Below are 23,804 nucleotides of genomic sequence, written 5' to 3' on the forward strand. Positions count from 1 at the left end.
CGATGCCCTCCCCCACCACCGATCGGGTCATCGAAGTCCATGACCTGCGTAAGACTTTCGGCCGATTCACCGCGCTCGACGGACTCGACCTGCTGGTCGGCCCCGGCGAGATCCACGGTTTCCTCGGACCCAACGGCGCAGGCAAGTCCACGACGATCCGCGTTCTGCTCGGAGTCCTGCGCGCCTCCGGTGGCGACGCGGCCCTGTTCGGCCGCGACCCGTGGACCGACGCGGTCGCCCTGCATCACCGGATCGCTTATGTCCCAGGCGATGTCACGCTGTGGCCGTCGCTGTCGGGCGGCGAGACGATCGACCTGCTCGCCCGGATGCGCGGCGGACTCGACGAGAACCGCCGCGCCGAACTGATCGAGCGGTTCGAGCTGGACCCGACCAAGAAGGCCCGCACCTATTCCAAGGGCAACCGGCAGAAGGTCGCCCTCGTCTCGGCGTTCTCGGCGAACGCCGATCTGCTGATCCTCGACGAGCCGACCTCGGGCCTGGACCCGCTGATGGAGCGGATCTTCCAGGACCGTGTGCGCGAGGCCGCCGCCCGCGGGGCGACGGTGCTGCTGTCGAGCCACATCCTGTCCGAGGTCGAGCATCTCTGCGATCGGGTGACGATCATCCGCGCGGGCCGCACGGTCGAAACCGGCTCGCTCGACCAGCTGCGGCACCTGAGCCGCACCGCGATCACGGCCGAATTGATCGGCGACCCGGGCGATGTCGGCGCCCTGCCCGGCGTCGAGGACGTCGAACGTGACGGCTCGACCCTGCGCTGCCAGGTCGACGCCGACCACCTCGGCCGGCTCATCCGGGTCCTGGGTGACGCGGGCGTGCGCAGCCTCACCAGCGCACCGCCGACCCTCGAGGACCTGTTCCTGCGGCACTACCACGTCGAGGCCGACGGCGCGGCCGCCACCGGGGAGAAGGTGCGGGCATGACCACCATCGCCGCCTCCCCCGGGTTCCTCGGAACCACCCGCACCGCAGGCGAATTCGCGGGCACCGCGCAGATGCTGCGGCTGTATCTGCGCCGCGACCGGATCATCGCCCCGCTGTGGTCGCTGCTGATCGGGCTGATGCCGGCCCTGCAGATCGTCTCGATCAAGGACCTCTACACCACCCAGCAGCAGCTCGACAGCTTCGCCGCGACCACCGCGGCGAGCCCGGCGCTGCTGGCCATGTACGGTCCCGTGTTCAACTCCTCGCTCGGCAGCATCGGCACCTGGAAGGCCGGGGCGATGTATTCGATGATCGCGATCGCCGCTGTGCTGACGGTCATCCGGCACACCAGGGTCGAGGAGGAGACCGGGCGCGCCGAACTGGTCGGCGCCACCAGCATCGGCCGTTTCGCCGGGCTCACCGGGGCGCTGCTGCTCACCTTCGGCGCGTCGGCGGTGGCCGGAATCGCCTGTACCGCGTCGCTGCTCGCGGCCGATCTGCCGGTCGCGGGGTCGGTGGCCTGGGGTGCGGCGCTTGCCGCGTCGGGCGTCGTCTGGGCCGCGGTGGCCGCGGTCGCCGCGCAGTTGAGCAACGGCGCGCGGATCGCGCGCGGCGTCGCGCTGGGCACCCTGGGTGCCGCGTTCGCGATCCGCGCGGTCGGCGACGCCGGAAACGGTGTGCTGTCGTGGTTCTCGCCGCTGGGCTGGTGCCTGCAGATCCGGCCGTACGCGGAGGAACGCTGGTGGGTGCTGGTGCCGCTGGCCGTCGTCGCCACCGGCGCGACGCTGCTCGCCTACCAGCTGCTGCGGACCCGCGATCTCGGTGCCGGCCTGCTGGCCGAACGCCCCGGTCCGGCCGTCGCGGGTGCCGCGCTGTCGGGTCCGGTCGGGCTGGCGTGGCGGTTGCAGCGGGGGTCGATGCTGGCCTGGACGGTCGGTTTCGGCCTGTACGGTCTGCTGATCGGCGGCGCGGTGAACAGTATCGGCGGCATGCTCGGCGACAGTGGCACCCTGCGGGACGTGGTCACCTCGATGGGCGGATCGACCGACCTCGAGAAGTCGTTCATCGCCTACGCCATCACTATGCTCGCCGCGGCCGCCGCCGCGTACTCGGTGTCGGCGGTGCTGCGCCTGCACGAGGAGGAGAACTCCGGCCGCGCCGAGAGCGTGCTCGCGGCGGCGGTGGGCCGGGTGCGCTACGCGTCGAGCCACCTGCTGTTCGCGCTTGCCGGTCCGGCCGTCACCCTGCTGGTGGCGGGTCTGGGCATCGGTGTCGTCTGGGGCGCCACCGACGGCGACGTCGTCGGCAAGCTCGGTGAATCGCTGAGCGCGGTCGCCGTGCAGCTGCCCGCGGTGTGGGTGGTCACCGCCATCGCGCTGCTGCTGTTCGGGGTGGTCCCGAAATACGCGTCGCTGGCCTGGGCGGTGCTCAGCGCGATGATCGTCGTGGTCCTGCTCGGCGCGCTGGGGACCTTCCCGCAGTGGCTGATGGATCTGGTGCCGTTCGTGCATCCGCCGAAGCTGCCGGGCGCGGCGTTCGACATCATCCCGATCGGATGGCTGCTGCTCATCGCCGTGGCGGGAATCACCGTGGGGCTCACCGCTTTCCGACGGCGCGACCTGCGCTGAGCCGGAAGCCGGGGTGGTGTGCGTCGCGCACCACCCCGGTGGTCAGTACGCGCCGTCGCCGCGGGTGACCGCGCCGATGGTGCGGCCGATCAGCACCAGGTCGAGGACCATCGACCAGTTCTCGACATAGGACAGGTCCAGACGTACCGAATCCTCCGGGGACAGATCCGAACGCCCGCTCACCTGCCACAGCCCGGTGACGCCGGGCTTCACCAGCAGCCGGCGGCGCATCTCGCCGTCGTAGCTGTCGACCTCGCGCTGGACCTGCGGACGCGGCCCGACCACGCTCATGTCCCCGCGCAGCACATTGAAGAACTGCGGCAGCTCGTCGAGGCTGTACTTGCGCAGGAAGCGGCCCACCGGGGTGACGCGCGGGTCGTCCTTCACCTTGAAGAAGACCGGGTTGCCGCCGTTGCTCTCGATCAGCGCGTCCACCGCGCGGTCGGCGCCGACCAGCATGCTGCGGAACTTGATCATCCGGAACGGGATGCCGTCGCGGCCGATCCGTTCGGACAGGTAGAAGACCGGTCCCGCGCTCGTCGTGCGCACCGCGATCGCGATGGCCGCCAGCATGGGCGCGATGAGCAGCAGCACGGTGGCGGCGAAGCAGAAGTCGAACAGTGCTTTGCGGCTGGACTTGGCGTGGTCGTAGCGCGGCCCGTCGATGTGCAGCATGGGCATGCCCGCGACGATCCGGTTGGTGAGCCGGACACCGGCGATGTCGACCACGCCCGGCGCCACGATCAGGTCGACGCCGAGCGGGTCCAGTTCCCAGGCCATGCGGCGCAACTCGACCGGGCCGAGGTGCTCGGTCGCCGCGACGGCCACCGAGTCGGCGCCACTGCGGCGCACCGCCTCGAGCACCGACCGATCGTCGCCGAGGACCGAGGGCCCGTCGACGGTGGCGAAGCGCCCGTCCCCGGTGCCGGCGGGCACACAGACACCCACGATCCGGTAGCCGGAGCCGGGGTCGTCGGTGAAGGCGCCGGCCATCGCCTGCGCGGCCTCCGGCGATCCGACCACGAGCACCGCGGTGTGACAGCGCCCCTGGGCGCGCCAGCGCCGCAGCCGCAGTCGCCACACCACCCGGCCCACGATCAGGGCGAACAACCCGGCCGGTAGCGCGATGGCGAGGTAGCCGCGCGCCACCTCGACCCGGAGCAGCAGCGCGAGGATGGCCAGCACCCCGAACAAGCGCATCGTCGCCGAGACCAGCCGCCGGAACTCCTCGCTGCCGGAGCCGATCACCTGCGGTGTGCGGGTCCCGTGCAGCAGGGCCAGCCAGCCCGCGGCCAGTGCCAGCGATACCACCGAGTAGCCGATCTCGTAGGGCAGCGGCCAGGCCAGCGGCGGCGCGGCGGGGCCGTCGAAGCGCAGGATCTGGGCGGCGACGACGGCCGCGAACACGGCCACGACATCGGTGGCGGCCAGGCGTTGTAGGTACGCCGCCTGCCAATTCTCGCGCTGCGTTCGGCGCAGCACTCGGACACCGTTGACCACATCGACATCGCTGCCACCGGCGAGCTCGAAGCTCATGAACCCACACCTCCCCCTCGGGAGACGAATCAATTTCCGGTCGCCGTCGACCGAAAAAGCTGCCCCTGCTCGGCCGCTCTGCCCGTCGATTCGATACCCGTCCGATGATTGTTACAGAGTCTCGAGTGGACTTCTTCCCGAAGGGTATGTGCCACAGTGCATTCCATATGGTTGCCGAGTATGACGGCAATCACATGGCTATCACACGGATAATCATGGCTATCAAACATGATTGCAGGACATTTGATTTCCCCGGTGGGACGAGTCACAATTCCCCGAGGTCTCGCTGTTGTCGCCGACAATTTGCCGAAATGCCCGCGAACAGCCCCAACCTCGAAACATACCACGAATCGGTTTCGCTCCCAGCGGTTTCGAATGGCCCCCCGCGCCCCCCGGTTGTAACGTCTGAGCTCGCCGCGCCGACGTCCGGCATGTCCGGCAGCGGCCGCGATGATCGAACAGCTAGAAGGTGGACCCCGCGTGCAGTGTCGTCTCTGCGATTCCGATCGGCTCGTGAGCGTGCTCGATCTGGGCGCGACCCCACCGTGCGAGAGTTTCCTGTCCGAGGCCCAGCTCGACCTGCCGGAAGCGACCTATCCGCTGCACCTGCGGCTGTGCCGGGACTGCCTGCTGTTGCAGATCCCCGCGCTGATCACCCCCGAGGAGACCTTCACCGAGTACGCGTACTTCTCCTCGTACTCGCGCAGCTGGGTCGACCACGCCGAGCGGTTCGTCGCCACCGCGACCGAGCGGCTGGGACTTGGCAGCGACTCGTTCGTCGTCGAGGTCGCCAGCAACGACGGTTACCTGTTGCGCCATGCGGTGGCCCGGGACATCCCGTGCCTCGGCATCGAGCCGTCGGTCAATGTCGGCGCGGCGGCCAGGGCGGCGGGCGTCCCCACCGAGACCGCGTTCCTCGACGCGGAGTCGGCCGCGCGGGTGCGGGCCGAGCACGGGCCCGCCGATCTGGTGGTCGCGAACAATGTCTACGCGCACGTCCCCGACCTGCGCGGTTTCACCCACGCGCTGCGTACCCTGCTCGCCGACGACGGCTGGCTCAGCATCGAGGTGCACCACGCGCTCAACCTGGTGCGGCTGGGCCAGTTCGACACGGTCTATCACGAGCACTTCCAGTACTACACCGTGCATTCGGCCCAGCGCGCACTGGCGGTCGCCGGGCTGACGGTGGTCGATGTGGAACTGCTGGAGACCCACGGTGGGTCGATCCGCGTGTGGGCCCGCCCCGACCCGGTCGCGGTGCCGACCGCGCGCGTGGCCGAGGTCCTCGCGCTCGAGCGGGCCGCGGACCTGCACGTCCCGGCCGGCTATGCCGAACTCGGCGTCCGGGCCGAGCGGGTCCGGCTCGAGCTGCTGCGCTTCCTGCTCGACTGCCGGGAGCAGGGCAGGCGGGTCGTCGGCTACGGTGCGCCCGGCAAGGGCAACACCCTGCTGAACTACTGCGGCATCCGGCCCGACCTGCTCGAGTACACCGTGGACCGCAATCCCTACAAGCACGGGCGATTCACGCCGGGGACCCGGATTCCGATCCATCCCCCCGAGCGCATCGATGCCGACCGGCCCGACGTGGTGCTGGTCCTGCCGTGGAATCTCGAAACCGAGATCACCGCCCAGCTGCGCCATGTCGGCGACTGGGGCGGCGAACTGGTCTATCCGCTGCCGGTGCTGCACCGCGCGGGCACGGAAACGAAGGTGAACCGATGAAGGTCGTGTTGTTCTGCGGCGGATACGGCATGCGCATGCGCGGCGGCTCCGACGACATCGTCCCGAAGCCGATGCAGCTGGTCGGGCCGCGGCCGCTGCTGTGGCACGTGATGCGCTACTACGCGCACTACGGGCACAAGGAGTTCATCCTGTGCCTGGGCTACGGCGCCGAGCACATCAAGAACTTCTTCCTGACCTATCAGGAGTCGGCGTCCAACGACTTCGTCATCCGCAACGGTCAGGTGGAGCTGCTGGGCAGCGATATCGGCGACTGGTCGATCACCTTCGTCGACACCGGGGTGGAGTCGGCGATCGGCGAGCGGTTGCGCCGGGTCCGGCAGCATCTCGACGGCGACGAGTACTTCCTGGCGAACTACGCCGACGTGCTCACCGACGCCCCACTGGACACCATGATCGAGAGCTTCCACGCCTCGGGCGCGGCGGCATCGATGATGGTGGTCCCGCCGCAGTCCTCGTTCCACTGTGTCGACATCACCCCGGCCGGTGAAGTGAAGGAGATCATGCCGGTGGCCCGGATGCCGCTGTGGGAGAACGGCGGCTACTTCGTCCTCGGCCAGCAGATCTTCGATCTGCTCCCGCCCGGCGGCGATCTGGTCGCCGACGCGTGCGGCGCGCTGGCCGGGCAGGGCCGCTTGTTCGGCTATCAGCATCTGGGCTTCTGGAAGCCGGCCGACACGTTCAAGGAACGCGCCGAACTCGACGACGCCTACCGCAACGGCTCGCGGCCGTGGATGGTGTGGGAGCAGGGGTGATCGGGCTGTTCCCCCGTCCGCCGCGCCGGATCGCGCTGCTCGGCGCGCACTGTGACGACATCGCGATCGGACTGGGCGCGACGCTGCTCGCCCTCACCGGCGCCGACCCGGAGCTCGAGGTCAGGGCCCTGGTGCTGTCCGGTGGCGGCACCGCGCGCGAGGACGAGGAACGCGCGGCGCTGACCGCGTTCTGCTCCGGCACGAAGCCCGAACTCGACGTACTCGACATTCCCGACGGCCGCGCACCGGCGCACTGGGACCGGATCAAGGACGCGCTGGCCCGCTTCCGGCGCGCGGGCGAACCCGACGTGGTGTTCGCGCCGCAGCGCGGTGACGCCCACCAGGACCACCGGCTGCTGGCCGAGCTGGTGCCCACCGAGTTCCGCGACCACCTGACCCTCGGTTACGAGATCCTCAAATGGGAGACCGACACTCCCGCACCCACCCTGTACCACCCGCTGACCCGGGAACTCGTGCGGGAGAAGTCGCGGCTGCTGCACGAGCACTATCCGTCGCAGACCGGCCGCGACTGGTTCGACGAAGAGGCCTTCCTCGGTCTGGCCCGGATGCGTGGCGTGCAGTGCCACGCGCCCTACGCCGAGGCGTTCGTGCTGGACAAGGCGATCATCAGATGGGAACGGACGTGAACATGCGGGTACTGGTCACCGGGCACCAGGGCTATCTCGGCACCGTGATGGTGCCGGTGCTGCGGGCGGCGGGACACAGCGTCACCGGTCTGGACATCGGCTACTTCGCCGACTGCCTGCTCGGCGACTTCGCCGGTGATCCCGACGAGGTGGCCGTGGATCTGCGCGAGGTCACCGTCGACCAGCTGCGCGGCTTCGATGCGGTGATCCATCTGGCGGCGCTGTCGAACGATCCGCTGGGCGCGCTGGCCCCGGAGATCACCTACGACATCAACCACCACGCGTCGGTGCGGCTGGCGCGGCTGGCGAAAGAGGCGGGGGTGGCACGGTTCCTGTACGCCTCCACCTGTTCGGTGTACGGCGCGGCCGGTGCCGATCTGGTCACCGAGGACGCCCCGCTGCGCCCGATCACCCCGTACGCGCAGAGCAAGGTGCGGGTCGAGGACGATGTCGCCGCCCTCGCCGACGCCGACTTCACGCCCGTCTTCCTGCGCAACGCGACGGCGTTCGGCTTCTCGCCCCGGCTGCGCGCCGACATCGTGCTCAACAACCTGGTCGGCTACGCGGTGCTCACCGGCGAGGTGAAGGTGCTCTCCGACGGAACACCGTGGCGGCCGCTGGTGCATGCCGAGGACATCGCGACCGCGTTCGCGACCTGCCTGACCGCGCCGGCGGCCGACATTTCCTGCCGCGCCTTCAATATCGGCGCCGAGGTCAACAATCTGACCGTGGCCGAGATCGCGGCCGCCGTCGTCGACACGGTGCCGGGGTCGCGGCTGCTTATCACCGGCGAGAACGGCGCGGACCCGCGGTCCTATCGGGTCGACTTCTCCGCCGCGCGGACGGTGCTCGGTTACGAGGCGCGGTGGACGGTGCCGGCCGGGGCCGCGGAGCTCTACCGCGAATACACCGCCCGTGGCTTGACCGCCGACGACTTCTTCCAGCGGTTCACCCGGCTGCCGCACCTGCGCAAGCTGTGCGACACCGGCGAACTCGACGCGCGGTTGCGCCGGATCAGTGCGACGACCCCAGCGTAGCCAGCAGCCGCGACCAGCTGCCCGCCTGCGCGTCGCGCGCGGAGACGACGCCGACGGGCAGCGGCCAGCCGATCGCCAGGTCGGGGTCGTCGTAGGCGACCCCGAGATCCTCGGCCGGGTCGTGCGGACGGTCGATGCGGTAGCAGACGTCGGCGACCTCGGTCAGCGCCTGGAAGCCGTGCAGGAAGCCGGGCGGCACGTACAGGTGGTGGAAGTCCGCGTCGTCGAGCCGGAACGCCTGCTGCGCGCCGAAAGTGGGCGAGCCGGGCCGGATGTCGACGAGGACGTCGTGCACGGCGCCGTGCGCGCAGCGGACCAGTTTCGCCTCGCCGCGGCCGCCGCGCCCGTGCATGCCCCGGATCACCCCGCGCCGGGACCGCGACTGCGAGTCCTGCACGAAACTCGCCGCGGCACCGTCGACGCCGAGGTGGGCGTCGAACTCCGCGGCGTCGAAGGTGCGGGTGAACAGTCCGCGCTCGTCCCGGAACGGTTCGGGAACCAGTACCACTACGTCGGCCAGCTCGGTCCGCTCGATACGCACGAGGACATCCTGTCATGACCCGCCGGTGCCGCGGCTGCGGAAGTACCGCCCTCACCACCGTTCTCGATCTGGGCTCGGTGCCCGCCGCCGATCACTTCCCGCCGCACGACACCCCGGTCGACCCCACCGAGTCCGGCCATCCGTTGCGGATGGACCGCTGCGCGGAATGTGAGCTGGCGCAGCTCGCCGACGACGACACCGTCACCGCGGAACCCCGCGGTCTCGAGCCACTGGCCCTGCGCGAACAAGCCTCCGAGGCGGTCCGGCTCGTCGACACGGCGGGGCTGCTGCGGGGGACGACGGTGACCGAGTTCGGTAGCCCGCACGGCGGGACCTGGCTGCCATTGCTCACTGAGCGTGGCTTCACCGCCGCCGACGGGCCCGCCGACGTGGTCCTGGACTGCTTCGGCATCATGCACGAACCCGACCAGCGTGCGGCCTTCGCGGCCCGCGCGGCCGCCACCGCACCCGGCGGCGTCCTGCTGGTGCAGTACCACTCACTGGCCGCGATCCTCGCGCAGGGACAGTGGAATGCGTTGCGGCACGGGCATTTCGCCTACTACACCCTCGCCACGCTGGACACCCTGTTGCGCGCGGCCGGGATGAGTGTGGTCGCCGGGTGGCGGTTCGAGCTCTACGGCGGCACCATGCTGCTCGCCGCCCGGCACGGCGACCACGACGCCGATCACACTGTCGCGGCGATCCGCGCCGCCGAGGCCGCCGTCCCGGCCACCGGCACGTTGCAGCGGGTGGTCGATCAGCACGTCGGTGCCCTGCGCGCCTGGCTCGAGCACCGGGCTGCCCGGGGCGACCGGGTGTACGCCTACGGCGCGGCCTCGCGCGCCGTCGCGCTGCTGGCGATGGCGGGCGCGCATCGCGGCCTGCTCGCCGGGATCGCCGATGCCTCGCCCGCCAAACAGGGCGGCCGGATGCCGGGCACCGATGTCCCGATCGTCTCCCCCGCCGACCTCGTCGCGGCCGATCCGGACGCCGTCCTGCTGACGCTGCCCGATCTGTTCGACGAGGTCACCGCGCTGTTGCCTGCCCTCGACGGCCGCTGGTTCGTCGACGATCCGGCCGGACCGCAGGCCCGCGCGGTCGATGCCGTGCCCGGAACACTGTGGCGCAGATGATCTTTCGCTGATCGGCGGCGGCGCCGCACCCGTGGGATACTCGACGTGCCCAACGTCGCGCCGGGTGCAGTGTCGCACCGGCTGAGCCCGGATCGTGGGGAGGCGACGTCGAACACGCTGTTCGGCGGGCGAAGGTTCAGGGGAACAATTCCGAGGGGCATCATCGTGTTCGTCCGCGCGCGCTGCGCAGGATCGCGGCGGCCTCGGCCGTCGTCATCGGTCTCACCATGGGCACCGGCTCGGCCGGTGCCGTCGTCGACAGCAGCAACTCCGTCCTCGACGGGCACAACCGCACCGTCGAGGCGGTCCAGTCACATACCAGGATCGACTTCGTCGCACCGCTGGACGGCAATCCGCTGACCCGCGAGTGGTTCCACAGCGGCGAGGCGTCCTACCTGGTCACCGGCCCCGACGCCGCCGACTGGACCGGGCGTCTCACCATCGGCTACCAGGTCGGCTATCCCGCCACCCTCGACGGACGACTGAAGTTCGAGTGGTCGACGCCCAGCCTCGGCGTCGAGGTCGGCGGCAGCGGTCCGACCGTGAAGCTGGACGGCCTGATCCCCCGCGCCGGCGTCGAGCTGGCGGTGGGGTTCGGCCCGGGCATCCGCGAGGTCGAGGTCGCCGGTGGCGACATCGCCGGAACCGACGGCGTGCTGCGGCTTTCCGGGTTCCACGGCACCGTGACCGGGGTACTCGGCCAGACCAATGTCCGCCCGTTCGTGAAGATCGTCACCGCCACCGGCGACACCGTCGTCACCTACGGCCGGACCTTTTCGATCTGATCCGGGGTCGCGAGCAGCGCGTCCAGCATGCGGGGCAGCGTCACGGCGAGATCGTGGTCGGCCGCGATCGCGTCGCGGCCGCCGTCCCGCAGCCGGGCGCGCAGCTCCGGGTCCCGGCCGAGCCGCCGTAGTGCGTCGCGCAAGGCGATCGGATCGTCGGGCGCGACGCACAGTGCCGTGTCGTCGGTGGCATTGCCGCCGTGATCGGTCGCGACGACCGGCACACCCACGCTCATCGCTTCCAGCACCACCAGCGGGCCCGCCTCGGGCAACACACTCGCCGACACCAGCACATCCCAGCCGCGGATCGTCGGCAGCGGGTCGACATTGCCGAGGAACCGGACGCGGCCGACCAGGTCGGCCCGCTGAGCCCGTTCCCGCAGCGCGGCCAGATACGGTTCGTCACCCGGATGCGCGGAGCCGGCGATCTCGATCCGGAGCTCGGGGAGCTCGGCGGCAGCCGCCAGCAGCACGTGCTGGCCCTTCCACTCGGTCACCACGCCCAGGATCCCGGCCACCAGGGGCTCGCGCTCGACAACCGGGGCGGGATCGACCGGCCAGCCCACGCCCTGCCGGGCGACATCGACGTCGAATCCCAACGCGCGCAACGGAATCGCGGCTCGCTCGGATACCGCGACCGCGCGACCGACCGCGCGGCGCCCCGCCCGCGCGACCGCGAGCTGCCGTCGGCTGACCACCACATCGTGCACCAGCCAGACCGTCGACCGCCGTCGCGGCAGCGCCAGCGCCACCGCGGGCAGCGCCATCGTCGAGTTCACCACCAGCCGGACCTCGCCGGTGCGCGCGACCCGCCGGAGCACGCGGGCGGCCAGCCACCACCGCCACACGAGAACGGCGGCGGCGCGCAGCCGCTGTCCGCCCCGCTGACCGGCCAACCCGAGTTCCGGGATCGCGACATGACCGACCGCGGCGGGCAGCAGCTTCCGCAGCGGTCCGTCGGGACAGACCACCCGGACCCGCCTGCCCTGTCGCACCGCCAGTTCGGCGAGGGCCAGCATGATCTTCTCGGCGCCCGAGGCCCGGCTGGAATGCGCGACGAACACCAGCTCCCGAGCGTCGCTAGCGGCCGGCACGGCGGGCCTCCGCGTGGGCGCGCAGCACGGCCAGCGCGGGTTTCTCGGTGTAGTCGCGGCGGAGCATGCCGAAGTTGTCCTCGAGATCGTCGCGGTCGTCCCCGGCGTCGACGAGGGAGTAGACGAACACCGGCCCGATATCGTGCATCGTGGCGATCAGACCGAGTCCCTGATCGAGGATCTCGGCCTGCACGGCCTCGCTGACGGCCCGCGCGCCGGTGCCCGTCGGCGCCCCGAATTCGGTCGGCCACAACAGGACCGAGGTGTCGTTGTTCGCGTCCATGATGCGCCGGATGGCCATCAGATTGCCGAACGCGTTGTACCAGGCCGGCGACGCGGGCAGCTCCGGATAGGAGTAGGGGTGCACCGCGATCCCGTCGAAGTCGGCCGCGGCCCCGAGTTCGTAGAGCAGCTCCACGAACGAGGTCGGCGCGATGTCCTGGCCGTTGTTCGTCGCCGGTGCCAGGCCGCCGACGAGGACCTGGCCGTGCGGCTGCCGCGCCCGGACCGACAGCGCGGCCTGGCGCAGCAGATGCGCGTAGACGCCGATGTCCGGCCGCGGCGCGAAGAAGGCGGTGACATTGGGTTCGTTCCAGATCTCCCAGTGCGAGATCTGGTCGCGGTACCGATCGACCGCGTCGCCGACGAACCGGCCGAACAGCACCGGCTGCGGCACCGCCTTACTGGTCTCGACACCCTCGTGCAGCCCGGCCCAGGCGGGCGCGTAGGTCAGGATCGCCAGCACGGACAGGTCGTGGGCCCGGGCCGCGCCGACGGCGCGGTCGGTCGCCGACCAGTCCTGGCGGCCGCGCTGCGGTTCGATCACCGACCAGTCGAGGTCGATCCGGACCCAGGTGGCACCGCTCGCGGCGACGACGGCCATCTGCCGATCCAGTTCCGCCGCATCGGATTCCAGCCAGGCGTGGCCACCGGACACACCGAGACCGGTGGCGGGGGCGGCGGTGTCAGTGGTGATCGGCACGGTCGTCGCGCATCCCAGCATCGTCACCGTGACGACTGCTGTGGTGAGCATCCCCCGGGCGATTCGCCACAGTGTCATCAGGTTTCGGCCCCCGCAAGGTTCGTATCGTCAATCCGTCGGTCCGTCGCACGATGCAGCCGGCGAGGAACAGGTATATCAGGCAGGCCGTGATCGCGGTGACGATCCACGGAGGTGCCCAGTGCCGGTCGATCGTGGTCGCCGCGGCGATCACCGCGGCGGCCACCCCGGCGACGGCGGTCACCGTGGCCAGCGGCACCAGCCGGCGCACCCGGACCGCGGCGGCCAGCGCGACCCAGACCGCGACCAGCAGCACCAGCTGCGCCGCCAATCCGGCGACGGCCGCGCCCGTATAGGACCAGCGCGAGATCAGCGGCCAGGCCAGCGCGAGGTCGACCACTAGGGCGACCGCGGCGATCCAGGGGATGACGACATTGCGGCCGACGGCCATCAGCGCCACCAGGCCCAGGTGCGCCAGCGCCCCCAGCAGGCCGCCGAGGATCTGGATCCGGGCGGCGTCCGCCGCCGCGTCCAACTCCGCGCCGAACAGCAGCCGGACACTGTCGGTGGCGACCGGCCAGAAGGCCACCAGCGCGGCCAGGCCGAGCGCGGCCAGCGCGATGGTCGCCTGGCGGAAGTAGCGGCGGAAGCGTGCCGGATCGTCCGGCCACAGCGCGATCAGCAGCGTGGTCAGCGGGGCGACCACCGCGAGCGCCGCGGTGTCGAGCAGGTCGGCGAACTTCATGCCGACGGCGTAGAGCCCGACGGACTCGTAGCTGTCGAAGTGCCCGAGCAGCAGCAGCCCGACCTTCTGCAACACGATGATCAGGGCGAGACCGATGCTCAGCGGCAGCGCTTCCCGCAGCATGCCGCCCCACCAGCGCAGCTCGATGCGCCGCGCGGGGATCGGCCCGCCCAGCCCACGCCCGATCCCGACGATCTTCACCACGAGCGCGACGATCTCGTACACGACGGCGGGCACCACGACCACGAGCAGGGTCGGCGACCACAGCACCGCCAGGACCGTCAGCGCCAGCTGCACGGTGCGGGCCAGCGCTTCGGCGGCGGCGACCAGGGTCAGCCGCATCGTCGACTGGAACAGCACGGTCAGCGCGTGACTCGGCGTGGCCACGACCACCACCAGCCCCGCGACCGCGGTGGCGGTGACGACCTCCGGCGGGCACCGCAGGACCAGCACGTACCCGAGCGCCAGGCTGTAGCCGACGAGCCCGAGCACCGTCCGCAACACGATGAACGAGCTGGCGATCTCGGCGGCCTCGGCGGGTTCACCGTGGACCAGCTTCCCGATGACCGCGCGTCCGACACCGAGATCGGTGACGATCGCGAGCATGCCGAGCAGCCCGAACACGAAGGAGAAGTAACCCCATTCGACCGCGGGCAGCATGCGCGCGATCAGCGTGGTGCCCAGCAATCCCAGCGCCGCGGCGAAGATCCGGCTGGCCAGCATCGCCGCGGTGTTGCTCGCCGCGGCCCGGCCGGATCGAGCACGGCCACCGTGCGCGGGATCGTCGCGGGAGACGGCCGCGGTGGCTTCGTCGGTCACGACAGCAGCCCGGCCGCGCGGTAGGCGGCGACGGTCGCCGCCGCCGTCCGCTGCCAGCTCAGCTCGGCCGCCGCGGCGCGGCCGCGCTCGCGCAGGTCCTGGTTGGCGGCCGCGTCGTGCACCAGCGGACGCAGGGCCTTCGCCCAGTCCTCGGCGGTCGTCCGCGCCACCAGCACCGCGCCGTCCCCGCAGACCTGGGGCAGCGCGCCGACCGCGCTCGCGACCACCGCGCCACCGCAGGCCATGGCCTCGACCGGCGGCAGCCCGAATCCCTCGTACTGCGAGCAGTAGGCGACCACCGTCGCGGCCGCGTACAGCGCGGGCAGGTCCGCGGTGTCGACGTAGCCGAGTCCGAGCGCCGTGCTCGGCGCCTGCGGGCCGTCGGACCCGGCGCCGGCCAGCACCAGCGGGATGTCGAGCAGACCGGCCGCCTCGGCCAGCATCGCGACCTGTTTGCGCGGTTCGACGGTGCCGACCTGCAGCACGAATCGCGGCGGCAGGTCGTAGCGCGCGCGCACCCGCGCGACCTCGTGGTCCGCGGGTACCCGCGCCCACCCGGCGGGCGCGAGCGGCACGACGACCGCGTGCCGGCCGAACCGGTCCGCGATCCGCTCGGCGGTGAACTCCGAGACCGCGACGAGCAGATCGGCACGGGCCAGCGACATCCGGACCAGCAGCTGTTCGCCCCGCGCCCGGTAGCGGCTGAACGCCCACGGCACGTCGAACACCGACAGGTCGTGCACGGTGCTGACGGTGGCGCGCGGCCCGATGACCGGAACGTCGACGTCGAGCCCGTGGAAGACATCGACGCCGCGCAGCGGGGCGATGCCGTGCCAGGCCCGCCGCGCCCCGGCCGCGACCGGACGCGGCACCGGGGTGATGCCCGGGGGCAGGGTCGCCGCGGCATCGGCCTGGACCACGGCCGACAGGGTCGTTCCCGCCAGCAGCGCGGGCATCCGCGCCAGCAGCTCACGCTGATACGTCGACACCCCCGCCCCGTTCGGGCGGCAGGCGAGCGCACCGAACCGCAGTGCGCCACCTGAATTCTCACGTGCCTCGATATTCATGTCACCTGCTCGGGGACGGAGCTGCGCTCGACGGTCGGGGACTGCTGGGTGATGGCACAGCCGACGACAGCGGCCAGCAACCAGAAGTAGAAATCACTCGGGAAGATCTCGAAGTAGCTCGAGGCGACCGCGGCCACCGCACTGGCCAGCACGGCGGCCGCGACCCCGAGGGCCAGGGCCGCGTCGTTCCCGCGCAGGGTGCGGGCCGCGCGAATCGACATCAGGTAGATCACCACCATGATCGCCGCGAACAACCACACCCCGATCGGCCCGAGTTCGATCAGCAGCTTCACGTAGTAGTTGTCGGGTTGGTACGGACGGCCATAGATCTGCACCTCGCCGGTGGCGTAGGGCAGTTTCTCCGCCATCGGGCCGAGTTCCTCGACCAGCTGACGCGCCTTCGCGGCCCCGGTGGAGCCGAGTCCGTCCCCGAACGGATGACTGCCCATCGACCGGAGCACGGTGTTCCACCCGGTCCCCCGGTCGGCCAGGCTCGACGAGGAGAACAGCGAACTGCGGGCCTGCGCGGACACCGCGACGCTGCCGAGCACGATCAGCACGACCCCGCCGATGATCACCGATTTCAGCTGCCGCCGATACCGCACCACCGCCAGCACCAACGCCCCCACCAGCAGACCGGCCAGCGCGGCCCGCACCACACTCGCCGCGATCCCCGCGACCAGGATCGGCGTCGCCAGCAGGAAGATCCGGTTGCGCGGGCGCCGGGGCGCGGCCAGCGCGACCGATCCGCCGACGAGCAGGACCGTCACCAGGTAGAAGCCGAACGGGAACGGCTGATTGAAGGTGCTGAACGAACGCAGGATGCCGCCCGAGAACCGGATGGTCTCGTTGTACTCGTACCCCATCTGCGCCAGACCGGCCGCGCCGATCGCCTGCTGGGCTAGCCCGAACACCGCGATCGCGACCGACTCCACCATCATGATGGTCACCAGCAGATCGCGGTCGCGCGCGCTGAACGGTCGCAGGTACAGGATCAGCGGGACCACGACGAAGTAGAAGAACGTGATCTTGATCGCGAACAGGCCGAGCGAGCCCGCCGTCACGAACGCCGACACGACCCCGAACAGGACCAGGGCAGCGCCGAACGGCCACCACGGAATCACCGGGCGCGGTTCGGGTTCGCGCTGCGGGACGAAGACGGCCACCCCGAGGGTGAGCAGCAGCAGCGCCTCCTTCCACCCGTCGACCTGCATCCACCCGGGCGCGATCAGGAGCAGACCGTTGAACGGCACCAGCGCGGCGACCAGCAACAGCCCGCGCTGCGGCCGATGCCGGATCCAGCGCAGGAACACCCAGGCGACCGGGACGGCGAGCAGATACAGCAGCGGGCCCACGCGCTCAGTCCTTCCCGATCGCGCGTTTGGCCCGCGCGCACAGCCGGACCAGCGCCTGCCGCACCACCTTGCCGTCACCGACGAGCAGATCGACGGCGCGGATCTGATCGCGATGCCTGCGGCGGTAGTGGTGGTTGAAGCGGAGCACGTCGGACAGCTTGCTCAGGGTCGACGTGGTGGACGAATGGTTGAACGCCGAGGCGCGGTTGACCGCCAGCACCCGGCTGTCACCGTAGAACCCGCCGCGCTCGACCAGTTGCGCGACGAGGTCGATGTCCATCGCGTAGAGGAAGTCGGTGCGGAATCCGCTGGTCGTGGCGAGATCGCTGCGGCGGAACATGAACGCGGCCGTCGGGCACAGCTCGTCGGGGAGCTTGCGGACGAAGGCCCGCAGCGTGGTGCGCGACGAGCAGCGGCCGAGCAGGCCCGTCAGCCCGCGCGATCGGGCCAGCAGCGTCCCCGCGTCGTCGATGATGTCGAACCTGGCCCCGGTGACGGCGATCGCCGGATCGCGCAGCGCATCGACCTGCGCCGACAGGCAATTCGGGGTGATCAGGTCGTCGGCGCAGACGAGCTTGACCAGCTCACCGGAGGCCAGCCCGATCGTCCGGTCCCAGTTCTCGGCCATCGGCAGGACGGCGTCGTTGGTGTACAGCCGAATCCGGTCGTCGTCGAACGACCGCACCAGGTCGCCCGTGCCATCGGCGCTCGCGTTGTCGACCACGACGATCTCGAAGTCCGCGAAGTCCTGCTCCAGGATCGACCCGATGGTCTCGACGATCGTGCGCGCCGCGTTGAATGCCGGGACACACACCGACACCCGAACCCCCACCACTGTTCGATCCTCCATGATTTCCGTCACTCACCGATCCGTCGTGCCCGCTGGGGGCCGGCACGAACCGGCTCAGCGTACCGATCTCCCCGTGCCCGCGCTCATCTGGCGATTTCCACCACACCGAGCCGCTGAACGGTTGCCGGACACGCCGCACCACGTGCGTATCGAACGCGACGGCGTCGACGTTTCCGATCCGGCGACACGTTTGCCGAGCCCGCCCGGCGGGTAACCGTCTCGCGGCCACGTCTCGCCGCGCTCGCGGCACCTCGGAACCCCAGCTAACATCGCCACCACTACCGGCGGAATGTGGGGGAAGTGTGAGCGAGACGGGGACGGCGGCGACGGGTGAGTCCCGCTCGGCGAGTGCGTCGATGTCCGGCGTCGACCTCGCCGGGCACGCCCGCCAGCTGGTCCGGGTGCTGCCGATCGCCCTGGTGATCGCGGTGCTGGTCGGCGCAGGCGTCTGGCTGGTGCGCGATCGCAGCGACCGGACCTACGAGGCGAGCCTGACCGCGCAGATCTCCCAGCAGTCGATCGGCGCGGTGTTCAACGAACTCACCCAGCCCTACATCGTGCTGGTCACCGAGAGCCGGGTGCTCTCGGACGTGGTGAAGAACGGGCTCGCCCCCTCCGAAGACGATCTGCGGCCCCGGGTCTCGGCCATGACCGGGCCCGCCCCGTCGCTGTTGATCATCAAGGCGCAGGCGGGCACGCCCGAGCAGGCCGCCAAACTCGTCCTCGCGGTGCAGCAGTCGCTGGACCGGGTCGGTTCCCAGATGCGCACCGAGGCGATCGCCCGCTCGGCGGCCGACCTGGAGGATCACCGCCGGGCCGTCGAGGACACCTTCTCCAAGCGGCTCGTCGACGATCCGCTCCGCCCGGAGCTGAGCTTCGACGCCAGGGACGTCGCCCGCGAGATCGAGTTCCGCCAGGTGCTCGGCATGGCCCGGCTGACCGTGATCAGCAACCCGCGCACGGAACTGGTGGCCCCGCACCCGGTGCAGGAGGGCCTGTTCGCCGCGTTGGCGACGTTGATCATCGCCGCCGAGGGCCTCGTCCTCGCGCGGGGTGTGCTGGAACGGCGCGCCGGCCGCAAGCGCCCCGCCGATGAGCCGGAACCCGCCGCCGCGACCTCCGATACGCCCGCGCCGGCGAGTACGTCCGCGGCCGTGTCCGCCCGTGCCGATGCGGTCGCCTCGGCGACGGCACCCGGCGCGTACGACCCCGAGACCACGGTCCTGCCCCGGCAGTGGCCGCCGCGGGCCGCGCCGGTGAAGACCGCGAGCAAGAACGCGACGCCAAGCTCGTAGGCAGGCAACCGCTCGGACCCGGTCGCCGAGGACCCGCACGAGCCGAGAGGAATGCCGATGCGCAGCTTCGAACACAGCACGGCCGTCCAGGCCCGGCTGCACGAGCTGGTTCCCGGCGGCGCGCACACCTACGCGCGTGGCAGCGACCAGTACCCCGAGGGCATGGCACCGGTGCTGGTGCGCGGCAAGGGGGCTCGGGTCTGGGATGTCGACGGCAACGAGTTCGTCGAGTACGGGATGGGCCTGCGCTCGGTCACGCTGGGCCACGGCTACGAGCCGGTGTGCACGGCGGCCGCGCTCGCCGCCGCCGACGGCCTGAGCTTCTCCCGGCCGACCGAGCTGGAACTGCTCGCCGCCGAGGACTTCCTGTCACTCGTCCCCGGAGCCGACATGGTCAAGTTCGCCAAGAACGGCTCCGACGCCACCACCGCCGCGGTCCGCCTCGCCAGGGCGGTGACCGGCCGGACCCGGATCGCCGTCTGCGATCAGCCGTTCTTCTCCGTCGACGACTGGTTCATCGGCACCACCGACATGGCAGGTGGCATCCCCGTCGTCGACACGGCGAAATTCCCCTACAACGACCTCGACGCGCTGGCGGCCACGCTGGCCGCCGGCGACGTGGCCGCGGTGTTCCTCGAGGCCGCGACCGCGCTGGCCGAGCCGCTGCCCGGCTACCTGGAAGGCGTTCGCGCACTGTGTGATCGGTACGGCACGCTGCTGGTGTTCGATGAGATGATCACCGGCTTCCGCTGGGCGGCGGGTGGCGCGCAGGCGGTCTACGGCGTCACGCCCGACCTGTCGTGCTGGGGCAAGGCGATGGGCAACGGTTTCCCGATCTCCGCACTCGCGGGCAAACGCGAGTACATGGAGCGCGGCGGCCTGCGTACCGACCAGGACCGGGTGTTCCTGCTCTCGACCACACACGGCCCGGAGACCTCGGCGCTGGCCGCGTTCCGCGCGGTCGTACACGCCTACCGCGCCGAGGACCCGATCGCCCGGATGGAGCGGGCCGGTCGCGACCTGGCCGACGGCGTGAACGCGGCCGCCGCCGCGCTCGGCCTCGCCGACCACCTCCAGGTCCTGGGCCGCCCGTCCTGCCTGATCTTCCGCACCCTCGACGCGGAAGGTGTTCCATCTCAAGCCTTTCGGACCCTGTTTCTCCAGGAGCTCCTCCTGCGTGGCGTGCTGGGTCAGTCCTTCGTCATCTCCGCCGCCCACGACGCCGACGCGGTGCGCGCCACCGTCGCCGCCTGCGCCGAGGCGGCCGTGATCTATCGCCGCGCGATCGACCACGGCACCGTCGACGGCCTGCTGCGCGGCAGACCCGTCGCCCCCGCCCTGCGCCGCACCGCGGCTCCCCGACAGATCGAAACGAGCACCTCCCGATGACCCGTGTCGCCCTCGTGCACGAACGTTTCACCGAGTTCGGCGGATCCGAGGCGGTGGTCGGCGAATTCGTCGAAACCTGGCCCGGCGCCCAGGTTTTCGCACCGATCGTCGCACCGGGCGGCGTCCGCGCACCGGTCGGCGCGGTCCACGACAGCTGGCTCAGCCGGGCCCACTCCCTGACCGGCGGCAGGCACGCTCCCCTGCTGCCGCTGGTGCCGCGAGTGCTGCGACGCCTGCCGCTGCGCGACCACGACGTGGTGGTGATCAGCCATCACGCCTTCGCCACCCAGGCCGCCCTGGCCACCGACGCACCCGTGGTCGCCTACGTGCACAGCCCGGCCCGCTGGGCCTGGGATCGCGAGTTCCGTGCCCAGGAGGCGGGCGGGCGCGCCGGTCAGCTCGCCCTCGCCGCCCTGGGCACCCTGGCCCGGCGCGGGGAACTGCGCGCCGCGCCCCGGCTCACCCACGTCGTCGCCAATTCGCACGCGGTCGCGCAGCGGGTCACCGACTGGTGGGGCCTGCCCGCCTCGGTGGTCAACCCGCCGGTCCAGGTCGCGCGGTTCACGCCCGACCCGTCCATCGCCCGCGAGGACTTCTATCTGTGCGCGGGCCGCCTGGTGCCGTACAAGCGCGCCGATCTGGCCATTCGCGCCGCGCAGCGGGCCGGGGTGCGCCTGGTCGTGCTCGGTGATGGCCGCTTCCGCGCCCAGCTCGAGGCAATCGCGGGCGCGGAGACGACCTTCCTCGGCGCCACCTCCGCCGAGCAGTTGCAGGACATGTACCGGCGCTGCCGGGCGCTGCTCATGCCGGGCATCGAGGACTTCGGCATCGTCCCCGTCGAGGCGATGGCGTGCGGGGCGCCCGTGCTCGCCGTCGGGTCGGGTGGCGCGCTCGATACGGTGCGCCCCGGGGTCAGCGGCGAGTACGTGCCCGCCGGTACCGACGACGAGGTCGTCGCGGCGCTGGCCGAGCTGATGGGCGAGTTCGATTCGGCCGCCTACGATCCGGCGAAGATCCGCGATCACGCGCTCACCTTCGCCCCCGAGGTGTTCCGCGCGCGGATGCGCGGTGTCGTCGACGACGTCCTCGCCGGACGGTAGCGACAAGTTGTCCGAAACTTTCAGTTACTGAAATCAGCTGTCACACACACCGTTTGACCTGCGACGATCGGTGACAATTCCCACACGGTGACCGGGCGCCACGAGCTTGCCCGGCTAGGTTACCGACGAGTACGGTTAGGGCCTGCCGGGACGACGATGTGCCCGGTTTCTCTCCAGCCACCTGCTGCTGGATATCGCACATTTGATGCCCGCATCCACCGCCGCATGCCGGATCACTGTTGCACGACACCGTGTTTCGAGAATTTCAGGAGGGGCGATGGTTTCCTACATCGTGACGGGCGGTACCGGGTTTCTCGGTCGGCGAGTGGTGCGGGGGCTGCTCGCCGCCGATCCCACGGCGATCGTGCACGTGCTGGTGCGTGCCGAGTCGCTGGCCAAGTTCACCGCGCTGACCGCGCAGCATCCCGACGGTGATCGGGTGTTCGCGCTGGTCGGCGACCTGACCGCCGAGGGCCTCGGCCTGGGCGACGAGCCGCCGCGCGCCGATCACGTGCTGCATCTGGGCGCGGTCTACGACATGACCGCCGACGAGGAGACCGCGCACGCGGCCAATGTCGCGGGCACCCGCTCGGTGATCGAGCTGGCGCGCCGGCTCGACGCCGTGCTGCACCACGTGTCCTCGGTGGCCGTGGCGGGCGATCATCGCGGCAAGTTCTTCGAGGAGGACTTCGATCTCGGCCAGAATCTGACCTCGCCGTACCACCGCACCAAGTTCGCGGCCGAGAAGCTGGTCCGCGAGGCCACCGATCTGCGCTGGCGGGTGTACCGCCCGGCCATCGTGGTCGGCGATTCGCGCACCGGCGAGATGGACAAGATCGACGGCCCGTACTACTTCTTCGCCGCGATCGACGCGCTGTCCGCGCTGCCCGCCGATCTGCCGCTGCCGCTGCCCGACCTGGGCGCGACCAACGTGGTTCCGGTCGACTACGTCGCCGAGGCGATGGTCCGGCTGGCGCGCAAGGACGGGCTCGACGGCCGCACGTTCCACCTGGTCAACCCGGAACCACAGCCCTTCGGCGAGATCTACCGCGCCCTGGCCGGCGCCGCGGGCGGCCCGGTGGGAATCGGCACCGTCCCGGGCAGTGCCCGCGCGCTGGCCGGTCTCGGTCATGTGCCCGGCGCCCATGCCGTGCGCGACTTCCTGTTCGAGCAGGCGGGCATTCCCGCCGAGGTCGCCCCGCACGTCGGGTTCACCGCCGAGTTCGTCGCCGAGTCGACCCGGGCGCAGCTGCCCGGGCTTACGGTGCCCGCCTTCGACACCTACGCCCAGCGGCTGTGGGACTACTGGCGCGCCAACCTCGACCCGCAGCGCGGGCGGGTCCCGGCCGACGCCGACCGGCTCGCGGGCCGGATCGTGCTGATCACCGGCGCGTCCTCGGGCATCGGGCTGGCCACCGCGCACGCGGTCGCCCAGCGCGGCGCCACCGTGCTCATGGTGGCGCGCGGCGTCGAAGACCTCACCGCCGCAGCGGAATCCGTGCGGGCCGACGGCGGCACCGCGTTCGCCTACCCGTGCGACATCACCGACGCCACGGCCGTCGACAGCCTGGTGCAGCGACTGCTGAGCGAGCACGGCCATGTGGATTACCTGATCAACAACGCGGGCCGGTCGATCCGTCGCTCGGTGGCCAACTCGGTGGACCGCATGCACGATTTCGAGCGGACCATGGCGGTGAACTACTTCGGCGCCGTGCGGCTGATCCTGGCGCTGCTGCCGTCGATGCGGGAGCGGCACTTCGGCCACATCGTCAACATCTCCTCGATCGCGGTGCAGACCAAGGTTCCGCGCTTCGCCGCCTATGCCGCCAGCAAGTCGGCGCTGGACAACTTCAGCGATATCGCCGCCGTCGAGAACCGCGGCGACGGTGTCACTTTCACGTCCATCCGGATGCCGCTGGTGCGGACCCCGATGATCGCGCCCACCGATCTCTACCGGGCCCTGCCGCTGCCCGATCCCGAGCGGGCAGCCCGGATCGTGGTGCGCGCCATGCTGGAACGGCCCGACCGGATCGACACCCCGGTCGGCACCTTCTCGCAGGCCGTGGAGATGTTCCTGCCCTCGCTCAAGCGGACCATCATGCACACCGGTTTCCGCCTGTTCGGCGAATCCACTGCCGCCCAGGGCAAGCCGGTGCTCGCCGAGCCCGCGCCCGAGCCCGCCGAACCGGCCGAGCCCAGCCGCAACGCGCTCACCGTCCTGGCTCCGGTGCTCACCCCGCTGATGGTGATGCCGAGCCCGGCCGCCCGGGTGAGCCGGATGCTGCCCGGCGTCCACTGGTAGGCACCATGTGACGACACCGGGCCGCTGCCGAGGTGATCTCGGCAG

At 71.0% G+C, this 23,804-nt stretch carries 20 protein-coding genes; 12 read left to right on the forward strand and 8 right to left on the reverse strand.

Annotated features, from left to right (window positions below; genetic code table 11):
* Nucleotides 1-2 precede the first annotated feature (2 nt).
* Both AB0H54_RS32520 and AB0H54_RS32525 read left to right on the forward strand, forming a co-directional pair.
* The gene (locus tag AB0H54_RS32520; RefSeq protein ID WP_357350727.1) at nucleotides 3-941 is read left to right on the forward strand and encodes an ABC transporter ATP-binding protein; all 939 of its coding nucleotides are present in this window, start codon (nucleotides 3-5) and stop codon (nucleotides 939-941) included.
* Nucleotides 938-2,569 carry an ABC transporter permease gene (locus tag AB0H54_RS32525; RefSeq protein WP_357350729.1) on the forward strand — a complete coding sequence of 544 codons (1,632 nt, stop codon included), beginning with the start codon at nucleotides 938-940 and terminating at the stop codon, nucleotides 2,567-2,569. Before AB0H54_RS32520 ends, AB0H54_RS32525 begins: the two co-directional genes overlap by 4 nt.
* Nucleotides 2,570-2,611: 42 nt before the next feature.
* Here AB0H54_RS32525 and AB0H54_RS32530 read toward each other — a convergent pair whose 3' ends face one another.
* Nucleotides 2,612-4,105, reverse strand: a complete 1,494-nt coding sequence (locus AB0H54_RS32530; RefSeq protein ID WP_357350731.1) for a sugar transferase — start codon at nucleotides 4,103-4,105, stop codon at nucleotides 2,612-2,614.
* Nucleotides 4,106-4,585: 480 nt separating this feature from the next.
* Between AB0H54_RS32530 and AB0H54_RS32535 the strand changes: the two genes are divergently transcribed.
* Genes AB0H54_RS32535 through AB0H54_RS32550 form a run of 4 tightly spaced genes read left to right on the forward strand, consistent with a single transcriptional unit; the run spans nucleotide 4,586 to nucleotide 8,284 of the window.
* Nucleotides 4,586-5,827: a class I SAM-dependent methyltransferase gene (locus AB0H54_RS32535; RefSeq protein WP_357350733.1), complete on the forward strand. Its 1,242-nt coding sequence runs from the start codon at nucleotides 4,586-4,588 to the stop codon at nucleotides 5,825-5,827.
* Complete coding sequence (locus AB0H54_RS32540) at nucleotides 5,824-6,600, forward strand: glucose-1-phosphate cytidylyltransferase (protein ID WP_357350735.1); 777 nt, start codon at nucleotides 5,824-5,826, stop codon at nucleotides 6,598-6,600. Before AB0H54_RS32535 ends, AB0H54_RS32540 begins: the two co-directional genes overlap by 4 nt.
* Entirely contained in the window at nucleotides 6,597-7,247 is a 651-nt protein-coding gene (locus AB0H54_RS32545; protein ID WP_357350737.1) for a PIG-L family deacetylase, read from the forward strand. The genes AB0H54_RS32540 and AB0H54_RS32545 overlap by 4 nt, the downstream gene beginning before the upstream one ends.
* A 2-nt stretch (nucleotides 7,248-7,249) precedes the next feature.
* Nucleotides 7,250-8,284 (forward strand): SDR family oxidoreductase, encoded by a 1,035-nt coding sequence (locus AB0H54_RS32550; RefSeq protein WP_357350772.1) that lies wholly within the window; start codon nucleotides 7,250-7,252, stop codon nucleotides 8,282-8,284.
* Here AB0H54_RS32550 and rfbC read toward each other — a convergent pair.
* The gene (gene rfbC / locus AB0H54_RS32555; RefSeq protein ID WP_357350739.1) at nucleotides 8,262-8,825 is read right to left on the reverse strand and encodes a dTDP-4-dehydrorhamnose 3,5-epimerase; all 564 of its coding nucleotides are present in this window, start codon (nucleotides 8,823-8,825) and stop codon (nucleotides 8,262-8,264) included. The two genes, AB0H54_RS32550 and rfbC, sit on opposite strands and share 23 nt — an antisense overlap.
* 14 nt (nucleotides 8,826-8,839) lie before the next feature.
* Between rfbC and AB0H54_RS32560 the strand changes: the two genes are divergently transcribed.
* Together AB0H54_RS32560 and AB0H54_RS32565 are read left to right on the forward strand one after the other, a co-directional pair.
* Nucleotides 8,840-9,958, forward strand: a complete 1,119-nt coding sequence (locus tag AB0H54_RS32560) for a methyltransferase domain-containing protein (RefSeq protein ID WP_357350741.1) — start codon at nucleotides 8,840-8,842, stop codon at nucleotides 9,956-9,958.
* 227 nt (nucleotides 9,959-10,185) lie between these two features.
* Entirely contained in the window at nucleotides 10,186-10,743 is a 558-nt protein-coding gene (locus tag AB0H54_RS32565; RefSeq protein WP_357350743.1) for an MspA family porin, read from the forward strand.
* Here AB0H54_RS32565 and AB0H54_RS32570 read toward each other — a convergent pair.
* Genes AB0H54_RS32570 through AB0H54_RS32595 form a run of 6 tightly spaced genes read right to left on the reverse strand, consistent with a single transcriptional unit; the run spans nucleotide 10,719 to nucleotide 17,658 of the window.
* A complete protein-coding gene (locus AB0H54_RS32570) occupies nucleotides 10,719-11,837 on the reverse strand; it encodes a glycosyltransferase family 4 protein (RefSeq protein WP_357350745.1) in 1,119 nt (372 codons plus the stop codon). The genes AB0H54_RS32565 and AB0H54_RS32570 overlap by 25 nt on opposite strands.
* Nucleotides 11,824-12,819: a beta-xylosidase gene (locus tag AB0H54_RS32575; protein ID WP_355278531.1), complete on the reverse strand. Its 996-nt coding sequence runs from the start codon at nucleotides 12,817-12,819 to the stop codon at nucleotides 11,824-11,826. Before AB0H54_RS32575 ends, AB0H54_RS32570 begins: the two co-directional genes overlap by 14 nt.
* Nucleotides 12,803-14,401, reverse strand: coding sequence for an oligosaccharide flippase family protein (locus AB0H54_RS32580; protein WP_357350747.1), 1,599 nt, complete (start codon nucleotides 14,399-14,401; stop codon nucleotides 12,803-12,805). Before AB0H54_RS32580 ends, AB0H54_RS32575 begins: the two co-directional genes overlap by 17 nt.
* On the reverse strand, nucleotides 14,398-15,468 hold the full coding sequence (locus AB0H54_RS32585; protein WP_357350750.1) for a glycosyltransferase family 1 protein: 1,071 nt from the start codon (nucleotides 15,466-15,468) through the stop codon (nucleotides 14,398-14,400). The genes AB0H54_RS32580 and AB0H54_RS32585 overlap by 4 nt, the downstream gene beginning before the upstream one ends.
* Entirely contained in the window at nucleotides 15,465-16,823 is a 1,359-nt protein-coding gene (locus tag AB0H54_RS32590) for an O-antigen ligase family protein (RefSeq protein WP_357350752.1), read from the reverse strand. The genes AB0H54_RS32585 and AB0H54_RS32590 overlap by 4 nt, the downstream gene beginning before the upstream one ends.
* A 4-nt stretch (nucleotides 16,824-16,827) precedes the next feature.
* Nucleotides 16,828-17,658: a glycosyltransferase gene (locus AB0H54_RS32595; protein WP_357350754.1), complete on the reverse strand. Its 831-nt coding sequence runs from the start codon at nucleotides 17,656-17,658 to the stop codon at nucleotides 16,828-16,830.
* Between the two features lie 317 nt (nucleotides 17,659-17,975).
* Between AB0H54_RS32595 and AB0H54_RS32600 the strand changes: the two genes are divergently transcribed.
* The 4 genes from AB0H54_RS32600 to AB0H54_RS32615 all read left to right on the forward strand — a co-directional run bounded on the left by AB0H54_RS32600 (nucleotide 17,976) and on the right by AB0H54_RS32615 (nucleotide 23,759).
* Nucleotides 17,976-18,968, forward strand: coding sequence for a hypothetical protein (locus AB0H54_RS32600; protein WP_357350756.1), 993 nt, complete (start codon nucleotides 17,976-17,978; stop codon nucleotides 18,966-18,968).
* 57 nt (nucleotides 18,969-19,025) lie between these two features.
* Complete coding sequence (locus tag AB0H54_RS32605; RefSeq protein ID WP_357350758.1) at nucleotides 19,026-20,357, forward strand: glutamate-1-semialdehyde 2,1-aminomutase; 1,332 nt, start codon at nucleotides 19,026-19,028, stop codon at nucleotides 20,355-20,357.
* Nucleotides 20,354-21,457, forward strand: coding sequence for a glycosyltransferase (locus AB0H54_RS32610; RefSeq protein ID WP_357350760.1), 1,104 nt, complete (start codon nucleotides 20,354-20,356; stop codon nucleotides 21,455-21,457). The genes AB0H54_RS32605 and AB0H54_RS32610 overlap by 4 nt, the downstream gene beginning before the upstream one ends.
* Before the next feature lie 277 nt (nucleotides 21,458-21,734).
* Complete coding sequence (locus tag AB0H54_RS32615) at nucleotides 21,735-23,759, forward strand: SDR family oxidoreductase (protein ID WP_357350762.1); 2,025 nt, start codon at nucleotides 21,735-21,737, stop codon at nucleotides 23,757-23,759.
* Nucleotides 23,760-23,804: the final 45 nt, after the last annotated feature.

The organism is Nocardia sp. NPDC050718, assembly GCF_040654235.1.
GTDB lineage: Bacteria > Actinomycetota > Actinomycetes > Mycobacteriales > Mycobacteriaceae > Nocardia.